We start from the raw sequence: 21,097 nt of genomic DNA, 5'->3' as shown, positions 1-21,097 counted from the left end.
GGCGATTCCGCCTAAACGCAGCGTGATTTAGTGCGCCGGCGCTTGCGGCGTTTCGAAGAAGAAGCGCAACACCTGGGCGGCGCCGCAATCCTCGATCGGGATATGCCAGAACTTCGAATCGAGATCGGGGAAGCGTTCCATCGGCAGCTGGATCTGCGTGAGCCGCGCGTGATTGTCGAAGCCGCGCAGCATGGCGCGTTCGAACAGTTTCAGCAGCTGCTCTTCGCAGTCTGGCACTTCCGTGACGGTGAGAATGATGTTGTTGGCGAGGGGGAAGTCTTTCTCGAACAGCTGTTCCAAATTAACCAGCGCCATGTTCGCGTCTCCGACGCCCCCTAATTGGAGCTTCGACTATCAGGCGGTTCCTACGCTCCAACCCTTTCACGCGTCACGCTAAAAAGCGAACTGCGCTAACAGGTTGTCGATCGAAGTCCACAGGAAAGCCGGGCTCAGCCTTTCAGTTATTTAAGGCGGGTTTGTGGAAGCGGCCAATTCTCCCCAGCTGTCCTCGAAGATCAGATTCTCCAACGGCAGACGCGAGGCCCAGCGCTTGACCTCGAGTTCTGGCGATTTGTAGGCCTGCGCGACATAGCCGACGCAAAGGTAGGCGACGATGGCGATCTCATTGGGAATCCTGAAGATCTGGCGCAGATCGGCTTCCCTGACGATGCTCACCCAGCCGACGCCGACGCCTTCGGCGCGCGCCGCCAGCCATAGATTTTGAACAGCGCAGGCGGTGCTGAGGATATCGGTGTCCGGCTGCTGCGTGCGACCGAGCCCGGTCGCGCCGAACCGCGCGCGATCGCAGGTGACGCAGATATTCAGCGGCGCCTTGATGATCCCCTGCAGCTTGAGGCTGCGATACAGCGAGCGACGCTCCGGCTCCAGCGCCTGCTCCTCGGCTTCACAGGCGCGTTGAAAGGCCGCATAGGCGGCGCGTCGTTTTTCCATGTCACTGATAATGATGAAGTTCCAGGGCTGCATGAAACCGACGGAGGGCGCATGGTGGGCTGCGTCAAGGATGCGCAGCAAAACTTCGCGCGGCACGTCCTTCGGAAGGAATTCGTCCCGCACGTCGCGGCGTGCGTGGATGACCCGATAGATCGCCGCGCGTTCGGCGTCGCTGAAGGCGTCGGCGGGCGCAAGACCCGCTTGCTCCTCATCCGGCTTCGATGACTCAGCCGCCATCGACGCTCTCCAGCGCCGCGGCAAGCCGCGCCCAGGCGGACTCGTTTGGCGGCAGACCGAACCGCAGCCCGTCTGGCCTGTCGGCGAAGCCTCGGGTCAACAAGCCGCGCGCGGCGAGATGCACGAAAAAGCGAGAGGCCTGCGGATGCGCCGCCAGCCGAAACAGCGTCGTGCCGCCCACAATGTAAAAACCAGCCTGCGTCAGCAGCGCGTCGAGGCGCGCAGCGTCGCCCGCGCAGGCTCGCGCCGCGCCTGTGCGCCATGCTTGATCCGCAAGCGCGCGGGCGCCGATGGCGAGCGCCGGACCTGAGGCGGCCCAGGGCCCGAGCGCGGCGCGCAGCTTCGCCCCGAGCGCATGCGAACAGAGCGCGAAGCCCAGCCGCAATCCGGGAAGCCCATAGGCCTTGCCGAAGGAGCGCAGCACAACGAGGCTCTCATTCTGCGCGAAACGCGCGACGCTACCTTCCGGCGTGAAATCCATGAAGGATTCATCGACGATCAGCAGACCGCGTTGCGACATTTGCGTGGCGGCGGACAAAATGTCCTGCGGCTCGACCACGCGTCCGTCCGGATTATTGGGAGTGACGATCACGCCAACGTCGGCGTTCGCAAACGCGTCCAATGTTTCCACGATATCGACCTGCACGCCCATTGCGGCCCAACAGGCGGCGTGCTCGGCATAGGTGAAGCCGAGGATCGCGACGCGTTTGGCCGGGAAAACGCGCGGAAGCATCTGAATGAAGGCTTGCGCGCCGCCGCCTGGAACGACGTCGGCTCCGGCGGGCGCGCCATAGGCCGTGCGCGCGGCGCTGTCGATCGCGGCGAAAGCGTCATCGTCCGGAAGGCGCGTGAAAACCTCATCGGCAAGCGGCGGCAGCGGATAGGCGCGCGGATTGACGCCCGTCGACAGATCAATCCAGGGCTGCGGCGCGTTCGGATAGAGTCGGCGCGCGGCGTCGAGTCGCCCGCCATGCGCGACCAGCGGTGGCGCGCCGATGGCGGAATGCGCCGTCATCGCGCCATCTCCCACAGCGCGTCGAGATCGATATGGCGCGCGCAATGCGCCGCAAGCGCGTCGAGCGTCTCTTCGATCGACTCCTCATAACGCAACGACGACTGCGGCGCGCCGAGCGTGCGCAGCAGCGACGCGCGCAAGCAATCGTCCGCGAAGATTCCATGCGCATAGACGCCCGCCACACGCCCATCGCGTGAGGTCGCGCCATCCGCGCGACCATCTGCGAGGTGGAGCGCCGGTCGCGCGCAGTCGGGACCGTTGGTTGCGCCAACATGCATTTCATAGCCGCAGAACGGCGCGTCGAAAAGCGGCGCGTGGCCGCTGACCGGAGCCAGCGCTTTTTCTCCCGTCAGCGTCGTTTCAATATCGAGGAGACCCAATCCCTGCGCTTCGCCGGCGGCGCCTTCGACGCCGAGCGGATCGCGGATGACGCGGCCCAGCATCTGATAGCCGCCGCAAATGCCGAAGACGCGGCCGCCGCGGCGCACATGCGCGAGAATGTCGATGTCCCAGCCATTGGCGCGCAGCGCCGCCAGATCGGCGATCGTCGCTTTCGATCCCGGCAGGATGACGAGTTGCGTTTCCGGCGGCAGCGGCTCTCCATCCTTGAGGAAGACCACGCGCACGCCGGGCTCGGCTTTCAGCGGATCGAGATCGTCGAAATTGGCGATATGCGGGAGCAGCGGCGCAGCGATCGTCACGCCATCGCGCTGATCGTGGCCTCGCATACGCAACCCGAATGCGTCCTCCGCCGGAAGCCTCGCGGCGGCCTCGAAAAAAGGCACGAGGCCGAGCGAACGCCAGCCGGTCCGCGCTTCGACGAAACGCAGGCCATCGTCGAACAGCGACGCGTCGCCGCGAAACTTGTTGACGATGAACCCCTCGATCATCGCCGCGTCGTCATCGCCGAGCGCCGCCTTGCAGCCGACGAGCTGGGCGATGACGCCGCCGCGGTCGATGTCGCCGACCAGCACGACCGGAACGTCGGCTTCACGGGCGAAGCCCATATTGGCGATGTCGTTCTTGCGCAGATTGATTTCGGCGGCGCTGCCGGCGCCTTCGACGATGACAAGCTCGGCTTCAGCTTTCAGCCGCGCGTAGCTCTCGAGCACAGGCTGCATCAGGCGCGGCTTCAAGTCCTGGTAGTCGCGCGCCTTCGCCTGGCCGACGACGCGTCCTTGCACGATGATTTGCGCGCCCGAGGCGCCTTGCGGTTTGAGCAGCACGGGATTCATGTCGATGCGAGGCGTAAGCCGCGCGGCGCGCGCCTGCAAGGCCTGGGCCCGGCCGATCTCGCCGCCGTCGCTCGTCACCGCGGCGTTGTTCGACATGTTCTGCGGCTTGAAGGGCGCGACCCTGACGCCGCGATTGGCGAAGGCGCGCGCGAGCCCGGCGACGAGCAGCGATTTGCCGACGTCGGAGCCCGTGCCCTGGATCATCAGCGTGCGGCTCATGAAACGAGGAAGGCCAGCGCCGCTTCAATGTCATGCGTCGTCGCGGCGTCTCCACTCGCGGGACGCGCAATCATGACGACGTCAAGCCCGAGCGTCCGCGCCGCTTCGATCTTGGCGTAGGCGAGCGCGCCGCCGCTATTCTTGGTGACGACCATGTCGATGCGTCTCTTGCGCATCAGCGCGATCTCATCCTCCAGCGCGAAAGGCCCGCGACCGTAGATGACCTCGCAGGAAGGCGGCAAATCGCCGGCCTGCGGCGGTTCGATTACCCGCAGGAGATAATCGTGCTGCGGCGCAACGCGAAAATCGGCGACGCCCTGCCGGCCGATCGCGAGAAAGACCCGGCGCGGCGCGGCGCCGAGCGCGCGGGCCGCCGCGGCGTTGTCGTCGACGTCGATCCAGCGATCGCCCTGCGCAGAGATCCATGGCGGGCGCGTCAGGACGAGCAGCGGCGCGCCGGCGACGGCGCAGGCGGCTCGGGCGTTGGCGGAGATGCGCGCGGCGAAGGGATGCGTCGCGTCGATGACATGCGAGATGCGTTCTTCGATGAGGTAGCGCGTCAATCCTTCGACGCCGCCGAAGCCGCCGACGCGAACCGGCAGATCATGCGCCATCGGCGCGCTGGTGCGTCCGGCGAGCGAAATGACGCCGTCGAGACGCGGGTCGGCGGCGATGCCCGTCGCAAGCGCGCGCGCTTCGCTCGAGCCGCCGAGCACAAGCGCGCGGCGCCGCTCGATCGCTGCGGAGAAAAGAGATGGCGTCGAATCCGCCTGTCTCACGCCGAATTCCATCGCTCCATTCACTCACATCGCAGCAGAACTGATTGATTGCTTCGCGGATGTCATTCCCGACGCACGGAAGCGCGATCGGGAATCCAGGGCCAAATCCAGCCTCGCAATGTGGCTCTGGATTCCCGATCAGGCCTTTGGCCTGTCGGGAATGACAGCCCCGAGGCGCTGGCGGTCGGATTTATATCACCGCTTAATCCCGGCGGACTCACTCGGCGGCGAGTTTCACCGCGCTTGGCTGGCGATATTCGGCCATGAGCCGCTCGCGCTCAGCGTCCGCCGCCGCGATGTGTCGGGCCTTGATGTGGCCAAACCCGCGGATGTATTCCGGCAGGCGCGCCAGCGCGACGGCGCCCGCGTGGTTTTCCCGCGTCAACGAAGCGGCAAATTCATCGAGCAGCGCTTCGTAATCCTTTAGCAACCTGCCCTCGACCACGCGATCGTGGTCGAAGCGGAAGACGTCGAACCAGGTGTTGCGCAAGCTCTTCATCCGCGCCAACACGCGCAGCACCTTGAACATCCAGGGTCCGAAGGTGATTTTGCGCGAGCCGCCGAAGTCGGTCTTGCGCTGCAGCGACGGAAAATTCGGCGCGAGATGCAGTTCGAGACGCAGATCGCCGTCGAATGTTTCCTCGAGCTGGCGCTGGAAAGCGCCGTCCGTGTATAGCCGCGCAACCTCATAATAGTCTTTCGTCGCCATCAGCTTGAAGAGATAGCGCGCGACCGCTTCGGTGAGTTCGCGTGAACCCGGCGCGCGCGCGGCTTCGAGCCTCGCGATCTTTTCGACGCGGGCGCGATAGCGAGCGGCGTAGGCCTCGTTCTGGTAATCAACCAGAAACGCCGCGCGACGTTCGATAATCTCCTCGAGCGTCTTCGATTTCTCGCGATCGCCATTGGGCTGGCGCAGCGACTTAACGGTGGCGAGCACGCTGCTCAGATCATGCGCGGCGCGTCGGCCCCACAGGAAGGCCGACTGATTCATCGGCACGGATTCGCCGTTCAGTTCGATGGCGCGCAGGATCGCGGCGTCGGACAGCGGCAGATAGCCCTTCTGCCATGCGTAGCCGAGGATGAAAATATTGGCGGCGATCGAGTCGCCGAGCAGCGCCTGCGCCAGCGCCGTGGTGTCGATGAAGGTCGACTCCGGTCCTGCGGCCCAGCGGATCGCCTGCTTGATCTCTTCCGAAGGCAGCACGAAGTCTGGATTGCGCTCGATATCGCCGGGGAACACCTCGGCGCTGTTGACGAGCACCGCGGTCTTGCCCTGCTCGACGGCGGCGAGCACCTGCTTCGCGCCGGCGACGACGAGGTCGCAGCCCAGCAGAAGATCGGCTTCGCCCGCGGCGATGCGGATGGCGTGAACCTCCGCCGGCGTGCGGCCGATCTTCACGTGGCAATAGACCGCCCCGCCCTTCTGCGCGAGGCCGGCCATATCGATGACGCCAACGCCTTTGCCCTCGAGATGCGCGGCCATGCCGAGAATGGCGGAAACCGTGACGACGCCCGTGCCGCCAAGCCCGGCGATGAGAACGCCGTAGGGCACGGCGCCGATCTCGGCGATCGCAGGCTCCGGCAACGCCGGCAGTCCGCCGTTATCCTGCGTCGAGGGCAGCGGCGCCTTTTTCATGCGCCCGCCATGTACGGTGACGAAGCTCGGGCAGAACCCCTCGAGACAGGAAAAGTCCTTGTTGCAGGCGGACTGATCAATGCGCCGCTTGCGGCCGAATTCGGTTTCAACCGGCTGCACCGCGACGCAGTTCGACGCCGTGCCGCAGTCGCCGCAACCCTCGCACACGAGTTCGTTGATGATGACGCGCGAATCCGGATCGCTCATCAGCCCGCGCTTGCGCAGGCGACGCTTTTCGGTCGCGCAGGTCTGATCATAGATCAGCACGGTGACGCCGTCCGTTTGCGCCAGATCGCGCTGCACCTCGTTGAGGACATTGCGATGATGGATCGTCAGGCCCGGCGGCCAGCCGATCGTCGGCGCAAATTTGCCAGGCTCATCGGAGACGAGGGCGATCTTCTGCACGCCTTCGGCCGCGACCTGCCGCGCGATCGTCTCGACGGTCAGCTCGCCTTCATGCTTCTGGCCGCCGGTCATCGCGACGACGCCGTTGAAGAGAATCTTGAAGGTGATGTTGGTGTTGGTCGCGACGGCAAAGCGGATGGCGAGCGACCCCGAATGATTATAGGTGCCGTCGCCGAGATTTTGGAACATATGCTTGCGCGTCGAGAACGGCGCTTCGCCGATCCAGTTCGCGCCTTCGCCGCCCATATGGGTGTAGCCTTCCGTCGAGCGGTCCATCCATTGCGCCATGTAATGGCAGCCTATGCCGGTATAGGCGCGCGAGCCCTCGGGCACATGGGTCGACGTCGAATGCGGACAGCCGGCGCAAAAATGCGGCACGCGAACGGTGACGTCGGTCATCGTCCGGCGGCGATCCTGCAGCTTTTCGAGCCGGCGCACGCGCGCCTCCAGCTCGTCGAGCGAATGATATTTCAACAGCCGTCGGCCGATCGCGATGGCGACGTCATTGGAGTCGAGCGCGCCCTTGACCGGGAACAGCCATTCGCCGCGCTCGTCCTTCTTGCCGATGCAGAGCGGCTGATGCGGCGCGCCGTACAGTTCCTCCCGCAGCTGCACTTCAATGAGCGAGCGCTTCTCCTCGACGACGATGATGAGGTCGAGGCCGCGGGCGAATTCACGCAGACCCTGCGGCTCCAGCGGCCAGGGCGCGGCGATCTTGTAAAGGCGTAGACCGAGATCGTTCGCCTTCACTTCGTCGAGGCCGAGATCGTCCATCGCCTGGCGCACGTCGAGATAGGATTTGCCGACGGTGATGACGCCGATCTTCGGATTGGCGCCGCCGGAGGTGATGATGCGGTTCAAGCGATTGGCGCGGATGAAGGCGAGCATCGCGTCGCGCTTGCTCTCCTGCATGCGCTCTTCCTGCGCGAGAACCGGATCGCCGGGGCGGATGTTGAGGCCGCCGGGCGGCATGAAGAAAGATGGGGGCGCGATCGGGCGAATGCGGTCGAGCGAACCGTCGATCGAGGCCGTCGACTCGACCGTATCCTTGAGGAGCTTGAGGCCGACCCAGACGCCCGCGAAACGCGACAGGGCGAAGCCGTAAAGCCCGTAATCGAGAATTTCCTGCACGCCGGCCGGCGACAGGATGGGGATCATCACATCGACAAAATGATAATCGGACTGATGCGCGGTGGTTGAGGATTCGGCGGTGTGATCGTCGCCCATGAGGGCCAGCGCGCCGCCATGGCGCGACGTGCCGGCGAGATTGACGTGACGGAAGGCGTCGCCGCTGCGGTCGATGCCTGGACCTTTGCCGTACCAGAGCGAGAAGACGCCGTCATATCTGCCTTCGCCGCGCATCTCGGCCTGCTGCGCGCCCCAGATGGCGGTCGCGGCGAGATCCTCGTTGAGCCCGGGCATGTACAAGATATTGTTGGCGTCGAAGAGCGCCTTGGCCTTGTGCATCTGCGCGTCGACGCCGCCGAGCGGCGAGCCGCGGTAGCCGGTCACGAAACCCGCAGTGTTCAGTCCAGCGCGGCGGTCCGCCTCCTTCTGCATAAGGAGCATACGCACGATCGCCTGGGTGCCGGTGATCAGAACGCGCGACCTGTCGAGATCAAATCGATCGGAGAGCGACGCCTCGGCGAAGGCGGAGCCGGTCTTTGCGTCGCCGGCGGCTGTGTCCGCCATTACTGCTCTCCTGCGAGAAATCGGGGCGAAGCGCGCTTGGGACTCTTGCGCTCACACGCTAAAGCAAGGATCAACCCGTGAACGAATCCGGTTTAAAGACCCAGCTGGTCGCGGCCTTCCGCCGCAGAGGCGCCCAGTAGCGCCGATTCTATATCCGCCACCTTATGCCACACGGAAGCGCCTTTTCAAGGACGGATCTGCTAGCATGCACAGGCTCGAAGCGGGAGCCTGCGCCGCGTTTTCGCCGCCTTCGCCGCCTAAGCGCGAGACTCGCATGAAGCTGAAAATCGACTGGGTTCTCATCCTTTTGACCATGGCGACGGGCATTGGCGCGGCCTCGGCCCATCCGCATGTCTGGGTCGCGGTGCACAGCGAAGTCGTATTCGCGCCAGACGGCAAGATCGCGGGCGTTCGGCACGCCTGGGAGTTCGACGAGATGTATTCGGCCTATGCCGTACAGGGGCTCGGAAAGGACGGCAAGCCGCCCACCCGGGAAGAACTTGCGCCGCTCGCCAAAACGAACGTCGAGTCGCTGGCCGAATTCGAATTTTTCACCTTCGCCAAGCAGAACAGCGCCAAGCTCGCGTTCAAGCAGCCGGAAAATGTGGCGCTCGAAGCCAATGACAAGAAGATCGTCACCCTGCGCTTCTTCCTGCCGCTGGAGAAGCCGATCGGGGCCAAGAAGCCGTTCTCCTTTCAGGTCTATGACCCGACCTATTTCGTCTCCTTCGGACTGGAAAAGAAGGATCCCGTGACGCTCGCGGGAGCGCCGGGCGGATGCTCGCTCAGTCTGATCGAACCTGCGCCGCTCGTGGCGACTGAAAACCAGAAACTGAGCGAAGCGTTTTTTCAGAACATGTCGCCAGGCGCCGATTTCGGCATGAAGCTGGCGACCCGCGCGATCGTGGCCTGTCCGTGAAGATTGGGCAGAGGGCGGTTTGGCTCGGCGTCACCGCCGCGGCGCTGGCCGCGATCGCCGCCTCATCGGCCTGGGGCGCGCCGCGCCATCCGTTTGCGATCGGCGCGCAAGAATCGACCGCGGCGGCGACGGGCGTCGCCGGACTTATCCTTGCGTGGCAGAGCAAGTTCCACGCTGAGCTGCACGCCGCCGTTCGCGCGCTGAAGACCGATCCTTCCGCGTTCTTCGTGCTCGCTGCGGCGAGTTTCGCCTATGGCGCCTTTCACGCCGCCGGCCCCGGCCACGGCAAAGCGGTGCTTGCATCCTACATGCTCGCCAATGAAACGGCGCTGCGCCGCGGTCTGCTGCTCGCGGCGCTCGCCGCGCTGCTGCAAGGACTGGTCGCCATCGCCGTCGTCGGCGCGGCGGCGGCGTTGTTCCGCGCGACCGCGAATCAGATGAGCGACGCGACCCACTTCATCGAGCTTGCGAGCTATGCGGCGGTCGCGGCGCTCGGCGCGCGCCTCGCCTGGGTGAAAGGCCACGCGCTATCGGCGGCCCTCCACATGCCCGCAATCGCACCGGCGGCGCGCGGGTTCGTTTGCGAGGCCATCGACGACCCAACGCATGTGCATGACGCGACCTGCCGCCATGCGCCGGACCCTTCGACATTGGGAGGACCGAAGTTTCGCCTCGCCGACGCCGCCGCGACCGTCGTCGCCGCCGGCCTGCGCCCCTGCTCGGGGGCGATTCTGGTGCTGGTCTTCACCCTGTCGCAGGGGCTTTTCGCCGCCGGCGCCGGAGCGGTCATCGCCATGTCGGCGGGAACGGCGATGACAACGAGCGCCCTCGCCGCGACGGCTGTTTACGCCAAAAGCGCCGCGGTGCGGTTTGGCGCGAAGGATTCACGGCGCGCGGTCATCATCGCCCGCGGCGGCGAGTTCGTCGCCGCAATCCTCGTTCTGGCGCTCGGCGTTTCGCTGCTCTTCGGCCTCGGACCGGCGCCACCCGGGACGGCGTGACGCGGCTCGCGGCGACGCAACATAATGATCGCCGCGGGAATGGCCTCATTCGACGCGAGACGCGCTATCTTGAACAAGAACACACAGGCGCAGCGGACGATTCGCGTCGCGCGCTTCACGCCCGCGAAGCCGAGGACGACATGACCAACGCAGAAAAAATAGAGGGCCCTTACGTCAAGCGGCCCTGGCTCTCGTCCTACCCCGCTGGCGTCCCGGCGGAGATCGACGAATCTTCCTATTCGACGCTGGTCAATATTTTCAACGCGAGCGTTGCGGAATTCGCCGACCGGACCGCGATGGAGAGTTTCGGCGCGACGCTCAGCTTCGAGGAGCTCGGCCGCGCCGCGGTGGCCGTCGCCGCCTGGCTGCAGACGCGCGGACTGAGAAAGGGCGATCGGGTCGCGATCATGTCGCCCAACGTCCTCGCCTACCCGGCGACGCTTTTTGGCGTCCTGCTGGCCGGCGGCGTCGTTGTGAACGTCAATCCTCTGTATACGCCGCACGAGCTCGAGCACCAGATGAACGACTCCGGCGCGCGCTTCTTGTTCGTGTTCGAAAACTTCGCGCATACGGCGGCCTCCGCTTGGCCGCACATGAAAGTCGAACGTGCGGTGATTATGAAGCCCGGCGATCTGATGGGGCTGCGCGGACTGATCGTCAATTTCGTTTCGCGCTGGGTCAAACGCATGGTCCCCGCCTATCGGCTGCCCGGCTGCGTCGGCTTCGCGCATGTGTTGCAAGCCGGCGCCGAGGAGCCGTTCAAGCCGCCGCAAATCGGGCCGGAAGATATCGCCTTTCTGCAATACACCGGCGGCACGACCGGCGTCGCCAAGGGCGCCATGCTGCTGCATCGCAACGTCGCCGCCAATGTCGAACAGTCGTGGACCTGGCTGAAGCCCTACCTCGAAGGTAAGCCGCTGATCATGGTGACGGCGCTGCCGCTCTACCATATTTTCGGACTGACGGCCTGCCTGCTGCTTGTGGTGAAGACCGGCGGTTGCTGCCTGCTGATCGCCAATCCCCGCGACATCAAGGGCCTGATCGCGACGCTGCGGAAATCGACGTTCACATTGTTCTCTGGCGTCAACACGCTTTACGCGGCGATCGCCGACCATTCCACCGCCGGCTCGGTCGACTATTCCAATCTTCTCCTGACCATCTCCGGCGGCATGTCGACCCAGGAGGTCGTGGCGCAAAAGTGGAAGGCCTTGACGGGAAAGCCGATCGTCGAAGGCTATGGGCTGACCGAAACGTCGCCGATCGTGACGGTCAACAAGCCGACGATCGCCGAATTCACCGGCGCGATCGGCTATCCGGCGCCGTCGACGGAAGTTACGTTGCTTTCGCCCGAAGGCGACCCCGTTCCGCTTGGCGAGCGCGGCGAACTCTGCGTCAAGGGCCCGCAGTTGATGGGCGGCTATTGGCGCCGGCCAGATGAGACGGCGAACGCCCTGACCCCCGACGGTTTTCTCAAGACCGGCGACATTGCGGTGATGGCCCCGGACGGGCTCATCAAGATCGTCGATCGGTTGAAGGACATGATCCTCGTCTCGGGCTTCAACGTCTATCCGAACGAAGTCGAATCGGTCCTCGTCGAACACCCCAAGGTGAAGGAAGCAGCGGTCATCGGCGTGCCGAACGAACATTCCGGCGAAGCGCCGATGGCGTTCGTCGTGGCGCGCGATCCCAGCCTCACGCGCGAAGAGTTGCGCGCTTTCGCGCATGAGCAACTGACGAGCTACAAGGTTCCGCGCTATTACGAATTTCGCGAGAGCCTGCCCAAGAGCACCGTCGGCAAAATCTTGCGGCGCGCGCTCAAGGACGAATTTCTCGCGCGCAAGAATGCCGTCGCTGATGAGGGACGCGGCAAGAGCGTGAGAACCGAACTCAAAGGCTGACGATCGCACTATGCAGATCCGCCGAAGCAATCGGCCGCCTCGCTGATCGCGTCATAGACGAGGTCGAGTTCGGCCGCCTCGACGCAGTATGGCGGGAACACATAGATCGTCGGCCCGAGCGGGCGCAGCAGAAGACCACGCGCATTGAAGAAGCGCATGAGATCGAGCGCGATCGTCGCAAGATAGCCGCCGTCCGCGACATTGAGATCGAGCGCCGTGACGATTCCGAGCCGACGGGCGTTCGAGAAGCGCGCGTCATCGGCAAAGCGCGCTAAGCGCGTCGCCTGCATGTCGCACAGCGCCGCGACGCGGGCGGCGGGTTCGCCCGTCGCCCAGACGTCGAGATTGGCGAGCGCCGCCGCGCAGGCGATCGGATTGGCGGTGTAGGAGCTCGAATGAAAAAAGGCGCGGGCGCGCTCCGGCGATAGATGCGCCTCGAAAACTTCGCGTTTGCACATGGTGACGGCGAGCGGCAGCGCGCCGCCGGTGAGGCCCTTGGCGTAGCAGGCGATGTCCGGAACGACGCCCGCCTGCTCGCAGGCGAAGAGCGTTCCGGTGCGGCCGAAGCCGGTCATCACTTCGTCGGCGATGAACAGCACGTCGTAACGCGCGCAGATGCGCTTCATCTCCGCGAGTGTCTCGGCGCCGTAGATGAGCATGCCGCCCGCGCCCAATATCAGCGGCTCGACAAGCAAGGCGGCGGGTCTGTCGCGGCAGGCGCGTTCCAGCGCGTCGAGCGTCTCCTGCGCGCGCCCGCGCGTGGGGAAGGGAATGCGCGAGACCTCGTAGAGCAGCGGCTCGTAAGGCGCGTTGAAGGGCGATCGCGCGCCGACGGACATCGTGCCGATCGTATCGCCGTGATAGCCATGTTCGAGCGCGACGATGCGCGTGCGCGCTTCGCCGCGATTGCGCCAGAAGCCGAGCGCCATCTTGATCGCCACTTCGACGCAGGTGGAGCCGCTGTCGGAATAGAACACGTAGTCGAGGTCCGGCGGCGTCAGCGCCACAAGGCGCCGCGCCAGGGCTTCCGCCGGCTCATGGGTGAAGCCGGCGAAGATGATCTGGTCGAGCCGCTCGGTTTCCTCACGGATCGCCTGCATGATCGCCGGGTGGCGATGGCCGTGGGTGATGACCCACCAGGACGAGATGGCGTCGAGAAAGCGCTTGCCGTCCTCGGCTTCGAGCCAAGCGCCTTCCGCGCGCGCAATCTTGACGGCGCCGGGCTGCAGCGCATGCTGCGTGAACGGCCGCCAGACCGGGGACTCTGTGACGAGGCTCACGCGCCGCTCCCGAAGGCGTCGCGCGCGATTGCGGCGTTAAACGCCGCGCCGAGCGTTTCTTTATTTAGAGGATCGAGTTTCGGCAGACGGCCGAGAATGCGCGCGCCGCCGATCGTCTCGATCGAATGTTGCGCGTCGGCGTCGGCGTCGCCGACGAAAATGATTCCCGTTACCGAAATTCCGCGCCTGCGCAATGCTTCGAGCGTGAGCAGGCTGTGATTGATCGTGCCGAGACGCGTGCGCGCGACGAGTATGACGGGCAAGCGCCAGCGTTCGAGCACGTCGATCGTCAACGCGCGGTCGCTGAGCGGCGTCAGCACGCCGCCCGCTGTCTCTATGATCAGAGGACCGTCGCACGGCGGCGGATTCAGCGCGGCGGCATCGATCTCGACGCCCTCGTCGCGCGCGGCAAGATGCGGCGAGGCCGGTCGACGCAGCCGCCAGGCTTCTGGGAAAATATGCTCAGCCGGCGCGCCCGAAAGACGCGCGACGATCTGCGAGTCCGTCTCGCCATCGAGGCCCGACTGCACGGGCTTCCAATAGCAGGCGTTGAGCGCGCCGACGAGCGCGGCGGAGACGACGGTTTTCCCGACGCCGGTGTCGGTTCCCACGATCACGAAGCGGCGCTTCATGGTTCGAGCCTCGCGAGCTCTTCGCCAAGATGCGCAATCATGCGCGCGACGTCATCTTCGCTCGCATGCAGCGTCAGCGCGATGCGCAAGCGAGCAGAGCCGTTCGGCACGGTTGGCGGACGAATGGCGCGAATGTCATAGCCATGCGCCTGCAGGCGCGACGCCAGAGTCGTCGCGCGGATGTCGGCCCCGACGATGACCGGTTGAATCTGGGAGCCTGAAGGTTCGATCGCGCAGAGCCGCCGCAGTTCGGCGCCCGCGAAATCGATGCGCGACATCAGCTCGGCGCGCCGATCGTCGGCCGCTTCGATGATCTTGAGCGCCGCGCGCACGCAGGCGGCCATAACCGGCGAAGGCGCAGTCGCGAAGATAAAGGACCGGCAGCGGTTGACCATGAAGTCGCGCAGGACGTGCGGCAGACAGAGTAGACCGCCGGCGACTCCCAGCGCTTTGCCGCATGTATGCAAAGTGACGACGTTCTCCGCGCCTTCAAAACGCGCGGCGAGTCCGCGGCCGCCTGGGCCATAGACGCCGGTCGCATGCGCTTCGTCGATCAGGAGAAAGGCGTCGGTCCTCGCGGCGAGCGCGAACAGATCATCGAGCGGCGCCTTGTCGCCGTCCATGCTGTAAAGGCTTTCCACGACGATCCAAATTCGCCCGCGGCCGCCCTTTTCGCGCCAGGCGCGGATCACGTCCTCGGCGGCGCCGACGTCATTATGGGGGAATCGCGCATTCGGCGCGCGCGACAGTCGCATGCCCTCATGGGCGCTGGCGTGCGCGAGTGCGTCATAGAGAATGAGATCGTCACGCTGCGGCGCCGTGGAAAGCAGCGCTTCGTTGGCGTTAAAGCCGCCACTGAAATACAGCGCGCTTTCCGCGCCAAAAAAGCGCGCCGCGTCCTCTTCCAGCGCTTCATGCTCCGGATGATTGCCGCGCAACAGCCGCGAACCGCCGGCGCCAACGGGAACGCCGCGCGCCAGCGCCGTCGTCACGGCCGCGGCGAGTTCCGGCGACTCGGCTAAAGCCAGATAGTCATTCGACGCGAAATCCAATCCGGCGCGCGAAGCGAGCGCGCGCAGCCTGCCGCGCGCGGCGAGGTTCGCAAGATCGTGCGCGTAGCGCTCAAGCATGAAGGGCCGATGCTCGATCAGGAGAAACGCTCCCAGGCGGCCTGTCGGGAAACGCCCAGGACCTTGCCGATCGCCGTCCAGCTTACCTCGCGTTTGCGAAGCGCCGCGACTTGCGCGTGAATCAGTGAATGCAGCGCCGCCACGCTGGCCTCGCTCGCCTTGATCGAGGTCAACAGCTGCTCGTCGGTGAGGTCGTCCCAGCTTTTGAACGGCGAAGGCGCGGCGTCAAGGATCTTGTTGCAGACCCCCACGCAATCTTCGCAAATGTAGCCGCCGGCTGCGCCGCCGATGAGCCGCGCGACCTCTGTCTCGGACTTCTTGCAGAATGAACAGCGCAGCTTACGTTTGGGCAAGGCCAGCATGACAGCTCTCGCATGTCCAGGGCGATCATGTGTCAAGCTGATCTTGACAACCTGCAGGACTGCCGTCAAGTCGCCCTTGACAAAGGCGCACTTGAAACGAGCGCCCCGAACCGCGATCTTAAGAGAAGCGTTTTCCCCCGATAGGAGCCGCGATGAACGCGCAGATCGGCGCAAACGCGCCCCCCTCCCGCATTCCCTGGCCGCCGATTTTGATGGGGCTGACGCTCGCCGCCGGACTGGCGCTCGACGCCGCGACAGGGGCTTCACTCATCGATCGCGCTTCCTCCCCGCTGCCGCAGCTCGCCGGCGCCGCGATCGTCGTCCTCGCGCTGGCCAATGACGTCTGGTGCTTTCGCATCCTCTCGCGCCATCAAACGACGATTATGCCGCATCGCGCTGCGTCCTCTCTCGTCACCGAGGGGCCGTTCCGCTTTTCCCGCAATCCGATCTATGTGTCTCATGTCGCCCTGATCTTTGGACTTGGTCTGTTCCTCGGCTCGCCCTTCACGCTGTTGTTAACGCCTCTTCTCGCTTTTGGGCTGACGAAGCTGGCGATCGAGCCCGAAGAGCGGCATCTTCTTGGGAAATTTGGCGACGACTATCGGTCCTATATGGCGCGCACGCGGCGGTGGCTTTAAACTGAGGCGCGAGGGCGTTGCGACTGAGGCGGCACATATGAACGCTCAAACTCCTTTACCGGGCGGCGAACGCCTCGACTTCACCGTCCGGGGCATGACCTGCGCCTCCTGCGTGTCGCATGTCGAAAAGGCGCTAGCGCATACGCCCGGCGTTAACGCCGCCAGCGCCAATCTCGCCACCGAACGGGCGGAAGTTTCGCTGGCGCCGGGAGCGAGTCTCGCGCAACTCGTAAATTCGGTCTCGGACGCGGGCTACGAGGCGGTCGTCGAGACGATTGAGATTGGCGTTCGCGGCATGACCTGCGCCTCCTGCGTCTCGCATGTTGAAAAGGCGCTCAGCGCCGTTCCAGGCGTGATGGAAGCGAAAGTTAATCTGGCGACCGAACGCGCGACCGTGCGCGCGCTCGCCGGGCCTGGCCTGACAGACCGTCTGCGCCGGGCGATTTCACAGGCCGGCTATGAGCCGCGAGCGATCGAAACCGATTCCGGCGGCGCCGATCGCGAGAAGATGCGACGTGAGGAGGAGATGCGCGCGCTGCGCTTCCGCCTCATCGTCGCCGCCATTCTGACGGCGCCGATCTTCGTGGTTGAAATGGGCGGGCATCTCATTCCCGCCGTCCATCACTGGACGATGAGCGTGATCGGCGAGGCGAGGATCCGCGAGATTTCCTTCCTGCTCGCCAGCGTCGTGCTGTTTGGCCCCGGGCTGGTTTTCTTCCTCAAGGGGATTCCCTCCCTGTTGCGGCGCCAGCCCGACATGAACGCCCTCGTCGCCACGGGCACGCTCAGCGCCTATCTCTATTCGGTCGTCGCGACCTTCACGCCCCATGCGCTGCCGGCCGGCTCGGTGCATGTCTATTATGAAGCGGCGGTCGTTATCGTCACCCTGATCCTGTTCGGCCGCTATCTCGAAGCGCGCGCCAAGGGCCGCACGTCGGAGGCGATCCGCGCGCTCGCGCGGCTTCAGCCGAAAACCGCCCGCGTCGAACGCGACGGCGCGACCGTCGACGTCGATATCGATGACGTGCGCGTCGGCGACATCGTGCTGGTGCGGCCGGGCGAGCGCATCCCGACCGACGGCGTCGTCACGCAGGGCTCGTCCCATGTCGATGAGTCGATGGTCACCGGCGAGCCGGCGCCCGTCGCCAAGCGGCCGGGCGCAGCCGTCACCGGCGCGACTGTCAACGGCTCCGGCGGGTTCTCGTTTCGCGCCACCCGCGTCGGCGCGGATACGACGCTCGCCGGCATTATCCGCATGGTCGAGCAGGCGCAGGGCGCCAAGCTGCCGATTCAGGCGATGGTCGACCGCGTCACCGCCGTCTTCGTCCCAGCCGTTTTCGCCGTCGCGGCGCTGACTTTCGTCGCCTGGATGCTGATCGGGCCGGAGCCGCGCCTCACTTGCGCGCTGGTCAACGCGGTCGCCGTGCTCATCATCGCCTGCCCCTGCGCCATGGGGCTGGCGACGCCGGCGGCGATCATGACCGGCACCGGCCGGGCGGCGGAACTCGGCGTGCTGTTTCGCAAGGGCGAAGCCCTTCAAACGCTGCGCGACGTCACCCTCATCGCCTTCGACAAGACCGGCACGCTCACTTATGGCAAGCCGCGCCTGACCGATCTCGTCGCAACGCCCGGCCAGCAGGAGAACGAGCTTCTGCGGCTTGCCGCGAGCGTCGAGGCGCAGTCCGAACATCCCGTCGGCGCGGCGCTGGTCGCCGCGGCCAAGGCCGCGGATCTGGCGCTTTCGCCCTGCGCCGACTTCAGATCGATCGCCGGCATGGGAGTTACGGGACTCGTCGACCGCAAGACCGTCGCCATCGGCGCCGAGCGCTTCATGGCGACGCTCGGCCTCGACGCATCGCCCTTCGCGCAGGACGCTCAGAGGCTCGCCGAGGAAGGCAAAACCCCGCTTTACGTCGCGGTCGACGGGAAGCTTGGCGCCATACTCTCGGTCGCCGACGATCTGAAGCCGACAAGCCGCGCCGCGATCGACGCGATACATTCGCTCGGCGTCAAAACCGCGATGATCACCGGCGATGACGCGCGAACGGCGAAGGCCATCGCCGCGAGACTGGGAATTGACGAGGTCGTCGCTGGCGTCCTTCCCGACGGAAAAGTCGCGACGCTCGAGCGGCTGCGAGAAACCAACAGGATCGCCTTCGTCGGCGACGGCGTAAACGATGCGCCGGCGCTCGCCGCCGCAGACGCCGGAATCGCCATCGGCACGGGAACCGACATTGCGATCGAAGCCGCCGACGTGGTGCTGATGTCGGGCGATCTCGCCAAAGTGCCGGCGGCGCTCGCGATCTCGCGCGCGACGATGCGCAACATTCAGCAGAATTTGTTCTGGGCGTTCGGCTATAACGTCGGGCTCATACCGGTCGCGGCGGGCGCGCTCTATCCCGTCAACGGCATGCTGCTCTCGCCGATGTTCGGCGCCGCCGCCATGGCGCTGTCGAGCGTTTTCGTGCTGACCAATGCGCTGCGCCTGCGCCGCTTCAAGGCTCCGGTCATCGCAAGCGCCGACCACGGCCCGCAAGCGACGCCGATCGAAACGCACGCGGCGGATAAGGAATTCAAGGAGGAAGTAATGACGACATTCAATGTGCAAGACATGACCTGCAATATGTGCGTGAAACATGTCACCAAGGCGGTCCAATCGGTCGAGCCGAACGCCGACGTCAAGGTCGATCTCGCCACCGGCAAGGTCGACGTGACGCCGTCGCCGAAAGACGCGCAGGCGCTCGCCAAGGCGATCAGCGAAGCGGGCTATCCGGCGCAGGTCGCCGCGTGAGTTTCACGACGAACCACGGCGCGAGCGCGCCATGACGCCTGCAACGACGCGCTCGCTCGCCGGCAAAACGCTCTTCGTCACCGGCGCGAGCCGAGGCATCGGACTCGCGGTCGCGATGCGCGCCGCGCGCGACGGCGCGAATGTCGTCGTCGCGGCGAAGAGCGTGACCGAAAACCCGAGAATTCCCGGCACGATCTACACGGCGGCGGCGGAGATCGAAGCGGCGGGCGGACAGGCGCTCGCCGTGCCCTGCGACATTCGCTTCGACGATCAGGTCGAGGCGGCGGTCAGTCAGGCCGCGTCCTGCTTTGGCGGGATCGACATCCTGGTCAACAACGCCAGCGCCATCGATCTGCGTGGGATCGACGCGCTCGAGATGAAGCGCTTCGATCTGATGCATCAGATCAACGCGCGCGGGACCTATCTGTGCTGCAAGGCGGCGCTGCCGCATCTGCGCCAATCCGCCAATCCGCACATCTTGACGCTGTCGCCGCCGCTGGATCTGAACCCGAAGTGGTTTTCGCCCAACCTCGCCTACACAATGTCGAAATATGGGATGAGCCTCGTGACGCTCGGCCTCGCACGGGACCTCGCCGCCGACGGGGTCGCCGTGAATTCGCTGTGGCCGGAGACCGCGATCGCGACGGCCGCCGTGGGCAATCTTCTCGGCGGCGACGAACTGCTGCGCCGGTCCCGAAAGCCCGAGATCGTCGCGGACGCCGCGCACGCCATTCTGGTTCGTCCCGCACAGAGCTGCAGCGGGAATTTCTTCATCGACGTAGAGGTCCTAAAGGAAGAAGGCATGACCGACTTCTCGACCTACGCCGTCGATCCGAGGGTCGACGCCGTGCTCGACTTTTTCCTCGACGCGCCGATCAGCGCAAAGGTGACGAAGTCGGCGTTTCACCTCGGCAAATAGCTCTACCCCAGCGCGGCTGCGCCCACTGCGATCGTATAGGCGCCGACCGCGGCGACGATCGCGCCTGACACATAGGGGGCGCGGGCCGCCAGCGCTTCCAATCCTGGCCAGCGCGACGCGGCGTGACGCATGCCGAGCGCCGCCGCCACCCCGACAAGCACGAGGGTCAGCGCCAGACCGACGCTGAAGCAGAGCACGAGCAGCGCGCCGAGCCCGATGCGGCCGACCTGCAGGCAGAGCAGAAGCACGGTAATCGATGCGGGACAGGGGATGAGCCCGCCCGTCAGGCCGAAGAGAATGATCTGTCCGGTCGTCACGCGGCGACTGGCGAAGCGCCGATCGATATCCAAGGCATGTTCGCGCTCATGCGCGTCAGCGTAGACGGTGGGATCGACGTCGAGGAGCGCGCTCTCGAATTCCTCTTCCTGATGGGTATGCGGCACGCCGCCGTCATGGACGTGAACATGGGCGTGAACATCGCCGTGGACATGCCCGTGAACATGGTCTCCGTTGTGCGAGTGGCCATGCGCGGCGCTGGCGCCGGCCGGAAACCGTCCGCGCTCATGCGCCGGCGCCGTCACGGCTGCTGTGGCGGCGATATCGCGCCAGCTTCGCCACATCATCCAAACAGCGACGGCGATGATCAACGCGCCAGAGACAATCTGCAGATAAGGTTCATTCGCCTCGACGTTCAGTTGCGCGCCGAGATAAAGCCCGGTCAGCGCCACGGCCCAGACGATCGCCGTATGGGAAATTGTCGCCGCGACGCCAAGCAGCACCGCTTGCGCCACGGTGCCGCGAACCGCGACGATGAACGCCGCCATCATCGTCTTCGAGTGGCCCGGCTCGAGTCCGTGCAGCGCGCCCAAGGCCACCGCGCTCGGCGCAAAAATCCAGGCGTTCGTCGCGCCGGCGCGAAAGACTTCGGAGAGGTCGGACATCGTGCTCGCCGTGGGCTCCTCAGGCGCAATGCCGAGGCGATGGAAGGGGCGCGGCCTCCCGGCGGCGCTCCAATGCGCCGTCGGTCACGAGGCAGCCTTACCCCCCGTATTTTATAGTTAGCGGCGCTTGATGAAACAAGCGCCAGTAGAAACAGAGAAATAGAAGCAGCACGGCGCCAAGGCGCGAATGTTCGCGTTGCGCGGGATTTCGCGGGCGACTTGCAGAACGCCGCTTGACGCTCGGCGCAACGCCTTCGCGCAGAAGGCGCGTTCTGTGTTCGCGCGGGAGGCGCGTCGTCATAGGAAGGCGCGCTTGGTTTGCGGCACAGGCGGCGCGGGGCGGCTCCAAACGAAAACCCCCGGCCTTTTGGGCCGGGGGCTTTTATTTCAATTCGTCAGTATCGCTTAGGGCATATC

At 65.4% G+C, this 21,097-nt stretch carries 17 protein-coding genes; 6 read left to right on the top strand and 11 right to left on the bottom strand.

Translation table 11 applies throughout. The features are described from left to right. Nucleotides 1–27 precede the first annotated feature (27 nt). The 6 genes from ACR65W_RS09990 to ACR65W_RS09965 form a co-directional block, all read right to left on the bottom strand. Nucleotides 28–315, bottom strand: a complete 288-nt coding sequence (locus ACR65W_RS09990; protein WP_434500170.1) for a hypothetical protein — start codon at nt 313–315, stop codon at nt 28–30. 150 nt (nt 316–465) lie between these two features. Beyond that, nucleotides 466–1,188 (bottom strand): 5,6-dimethylbenzimidazole synthase, encoded by a 723-nt coding sequence (bluB, locus tag ACR65W_RS09985; RefSeq protein WP_434500169.1) that lies wholly within the window; start codon nt 1,186–1,188, stop codon nt 466–468. Further along, the gene (gene cobD / locus ACR65W_RS09980) at nt 1,178–2,203 is read right to left on the bottom strand and encodes a threonine-phosphate decarboxylase CobD (protein ID WP_434500168.1); all 1,026 of its coding nucleotides are present in this window, start codon (nt 2,201–2,203) and stop codon (nt 1,178–1,180) included. Before cobD ends, bluB begins: the two co-directional genes overlap by 11 nt. Then, nucleotides 2,200–3,657, bottom strand: coding sequence for a cobyric acid synthase (locus ACR65W_RS09975; protein WP_434500167.1), 1,458 nt, complete (start codon nt 3,655–3,657; stop codon nt 2,200–2,202). Before ACR65W_RS09975 ends, cobD begins: the two co-directional genes overlap by 4 nt. Then, nucleotides 3,654–4,448: a cobalt-precorrin-6A reductase gene (locus ACR65W_RS09970; RefSeq protein WP_434500216.1), complete on the bottom strand. Its 795-nt coding sequence runs from the start codon at nt 4,446–4,448 to the stop codon at nt 3,654–3,656. Before ACR65W_RS09970 ends, ACR65W_RS09975 begins: the two co-directional genes overlap by 4 nt. A 205-nt stretch (nt 4,449–4,653) precedes the next feature. Beyond that, nucleotides 4,654–8,169 carry an indolepyruvate ferredoxin oxidoreductase family protein gene (locus ACR65W_RS09965; protein WP_434500166.1) on the bottom strand — a complete coding sequence of 1,172 codons (3,516 nt, stop codon included), beginning with the start codon at nt 8,167–8,169 and terminating at the stop codon, nt 4,654–4,656. Between the two features lie 205 nt (nt 8,170–8,374). Here ACR65W_RS09965 and ACR65W_RS09960 point away from each other — a divergent pair, with 205 nt between their 5' ends. The 3 genes from ACR65W_RS09960 to ACR65W_RS09950 all read left to right on the top strand — a co-directional run bounded on the left by ACR65W_RS09960 (nt 8,375) and on the right by ACR65W_RS09950 (nt 11,987). Further along, nucleotides 8,375–9,088, top strand: coding sequence for a DUF1007 family protein (locus ACR65W_RS09960; protein ID WP_434500165.1), 714 nt, complete (start codon nt 8,375–8,377; stop codon nt 9,086–9,088). Further along, nucleotides 9,085–10,089, top strand: a complete 1,005-nt coding sequence (locus tag ACR65W_RS09955) for a nickel/cobalt transporter (protein ID WP_434500164.1) — start codon at nt 9,085–9,087, stop codon at nt 10,087–10,089. The genes ACR65W_RS09960 and ACR65W_RS09955 overlap by 4 nt, the downstream gene beginning before the upstream one ends. Nucleotides 10,090–10,229: 140 nt before the next feature. Then, complete coding sequence (locus ACR65W_RS09950) at nt 10,230–11,987, top strand: AMP-binding protein (protein WP_434500163.1); 1,758 nt, start codon at nt 10,230–10,232, stop codon at nt 11,985–11,987. A gap of 8 nt (nt 11,988–11,995) precedes the next feature. Here ACR65W_RS09950 and ACR65W_RS09945 read toward each other — a convergent pair whose 3' ends face one another. The 4 genes from ACR65W_RS09945 to ACR65W_RS09930 are packed head-to-tail and all read right to left on the bottom strand — an operon-like array spanning nt 11,996 to nt 15,391. Next, nucleotides 11,996–13,267 (bottom strand): adenosylmethionine--8-amino-7-oxononanoate transaminase, encoded by a 1,272-nt coding sequence (locus ACR65W_RS09945; RefSeq protein WP_434500162.1) that lies wholly within the window; start codon nt 13,265–13,267, stop codon nt 11,996–11,998. Continuing rightward, nucleotides 13,264–13,899 carry a dethiobiotin synthase gene (bioD, locus tag ACR65W_RS09940; protein ID WP_434500161.1) on the bottom strand — a complete coding sequence of 212 codons (636 nt, stop codon included), beginning with the start codon at nt 13,897–13,899 and terminating at the stop codon, nt 13,264–13,266. Before bioD ends, ACR65W_RS09945 begins: the two co-directional genes overlap by 4 nt. After that, the gene (locus ACR65W_RS09935) at nt 13,896–15,029 is read right to left on the bottom strand and encodes an 8-amino-7-oxononanoate synthase (protein WP_434500160.1); all 1,134 of its coding nucleotides are present in this window, start codon (nt 15,027–15,029) and stop codon (nt 13,896–13,898) included. Before ACR65W_RS09935 ends, bioD begins: the two co-directional genes overlap by 4 nt. Nucleotides 15,030–15,046: 17 nt before the next feature. Beyond that, nucleotides 15,047–15,391 carry a ClpX C4-type zinc finger protein gene (locus tag ACR65W_RS09930; RefSeq protein ID WP_434500159.1) on the bottom strand — a complete coding sequence of 115 codons (345 nt, stop codon included), beginning with the start codon at nt 15,389–15,391 and terminating at the stop codon, nt 15,047–15,049. 152 nt (nt 15,392–15,543) lie between these two features. Between ACR65W_RS09930 and ACR65W_RS09925 the strand changes: the two genes are divergently transcribed. Genes ACR65W_RS09925 through ACR65W_RS09915 form a run of 3 tightly spaced genes read left to right on the top strand, consistent with a single transcriptional unit; the run spans nt 15,544 to nt 19,739 of the window. Next, nucleotides 15,544–16,029: a methyltransferase family protein gene (locus ACR65W_RS09925; protein ID WP_434500158.1), complete on the top strand. Its 486-nt coding sequence runs from the start codon at nt 15,544–15,546 to the stop codon at nt 16,027–16,029. Nucleotides 16,030–16,066: 37 nt separating this feature from the next. Next, nucleotides 16,067–18,820, top strand: coding sequence for a heavy metal translocating P-type ATPase (locus ACR65W_RS09920; RefSeq protein WP_434500157.1), 2,754 nt, complete (start codon nt 16,067–16,069; stop codon nt 18,818–18,820). 31 nt (nt 18,821–18,851) lie between these two features. Next, complete coding sequence (locus tag ACR65W_RS09915) at nt 18,852–19,739, top strand: SDR family oxidoreductase (protein ID WP_434500156.1); 888 nt, start codon at nt 18,852–18,854, stop codon at nt 19,737–19,739. Nucleotides 19,740–19,741: 2 nt separating this feature from the next. Here ACR65W_RS09915 and ACR65W_RS09910 read toward each other — a convergent pair whose 3' ends face one another. Further along, nucleotides 19,742–20,680: a nickel/cobalt efflux transporter gene (locus ACR65W_RS09910; protein WP_434500155.1), complete on the bottom strand. Its 939-nt coding sequence runs from the start codon at nt 20,678–20,680 to the stop codon at nt 19,742–19,744. Nucleotides 20,681–21,097: the final 417 nt, after the last annotated feature.

This window comes from Methylocystis sp. (assembly GCF_051062815.1).
Classification (GTDB): domain Bacteria; phylum Pseudomonadota; class Alphaproteobacteria; order Rhizobiales; family Beijerinckiaceae; genus Methylocystis.
This window is presented reverse-complemented; position numbering and strand designations above follow the sequence as displayed.

Coding starts and splice junctions, on each gene's coding strand:
- ACR65W_RS09960 (WP_434500165.1), top strand. CDS start 8,375: ATGCACAGGCTCGAAGCGGGAGCCTGCGCCGCGTTTTCGCCGCCTTCG.
- bluB (WP_434500169.1), bottom strand. CDS start 1,188: ATGGCGGCTGAGTCATCGAAGCCGGATGAGGAGCAAGCGGGTCTTGCG.
- ACR65W_RS09910 (WP_434500155.1), bottom strand. CDS start 20,680: ATGTCCGACCTCTCCGAAGTCTTTCGCGCCGGCGCGACGAACGCCTGG.
- ACR65W_RS09975 (WP_434500167.1), bottom strand. CDS start 3,657: ATGAGCCGCACGCTGATGATCCAGGGCACGGGCTCCGACGTCGGCAAA.
- ACR65W_RS09935 (WP_434500160.1), bottom strand. CDS start 15,029: ATGCTTGAGCGCTACGCGCACGATCTTGCGAACCTCGCCGCGCGCGGC.
- bioD (WP_434500161.1), bottom strand. CDS start 13,899: ATGAAGCGCCGCTTCGTGATCGTGGGAACCGACACCGGCGTCGGGAAA.
- ACR65W_RS09930 (WP_434500159.1), bottom strand. CDS start 15,391: ATGCTGGCCTTGCCCAAACGTAAGCTGCGCTGTTCATTCTGCAAGAAG.
- cobD (WP_434500168.1), bottom strand. CDS start 2,203: ATGACGGCGCATTCCGCCATCGGCGCGCCACCGCTGGTCGCGCATGGC.
- ACR65W_RS09990 (WP_434500170.1), bottom strand. CDS start 315: ATGGCGCTGGTTAATTTGGAACAGCTGTTCGAGAAAGACTTCCCCCTC.
- ACR65W_RS09920 (WP_434500157.1), top strand. CDS start 16,067: ATGAACGCTCAAACTCCTTTACCGGGCGGCGAACGCCTCGACTTCACC.
- ACR65W_RS09915 (WP_434500156.1), top strand. CDS start 18,852: ATGACGCCTGCAACGACGCGCTCGCTCGCCGGCAAAACGCTCTTCGTC.
- ACR65W_RS09925 (WP_434500158.1), top strand. CDS start 15,544: ATGAACGCGCAGATCGGCGCAAACGCGCCCCCCTCCCGCATTCCCTGG.
- ACR65W_RS09950 (WP_434500163.1), top strand. CDS start 10,230: ATGACCAACGCAGAAAAAATAGAGGGCCCTTACGTCAAGCGGCCCTGG.
- ACR65W_RS09970 (WP_434500216.1), bottom strand. CDS start 4,448: ATGGAATTCGGCGTGAGACAGGCGGATTCGACGCCATCTCTTTTCTCC.
- ACR65W_RS09965 (WP_434500166.1), bottom strand. CDS start 8,169: ATGGCGGACACAGCCGCCGGCGACGCAAAGACCGGCTCCGCCTTCGCC.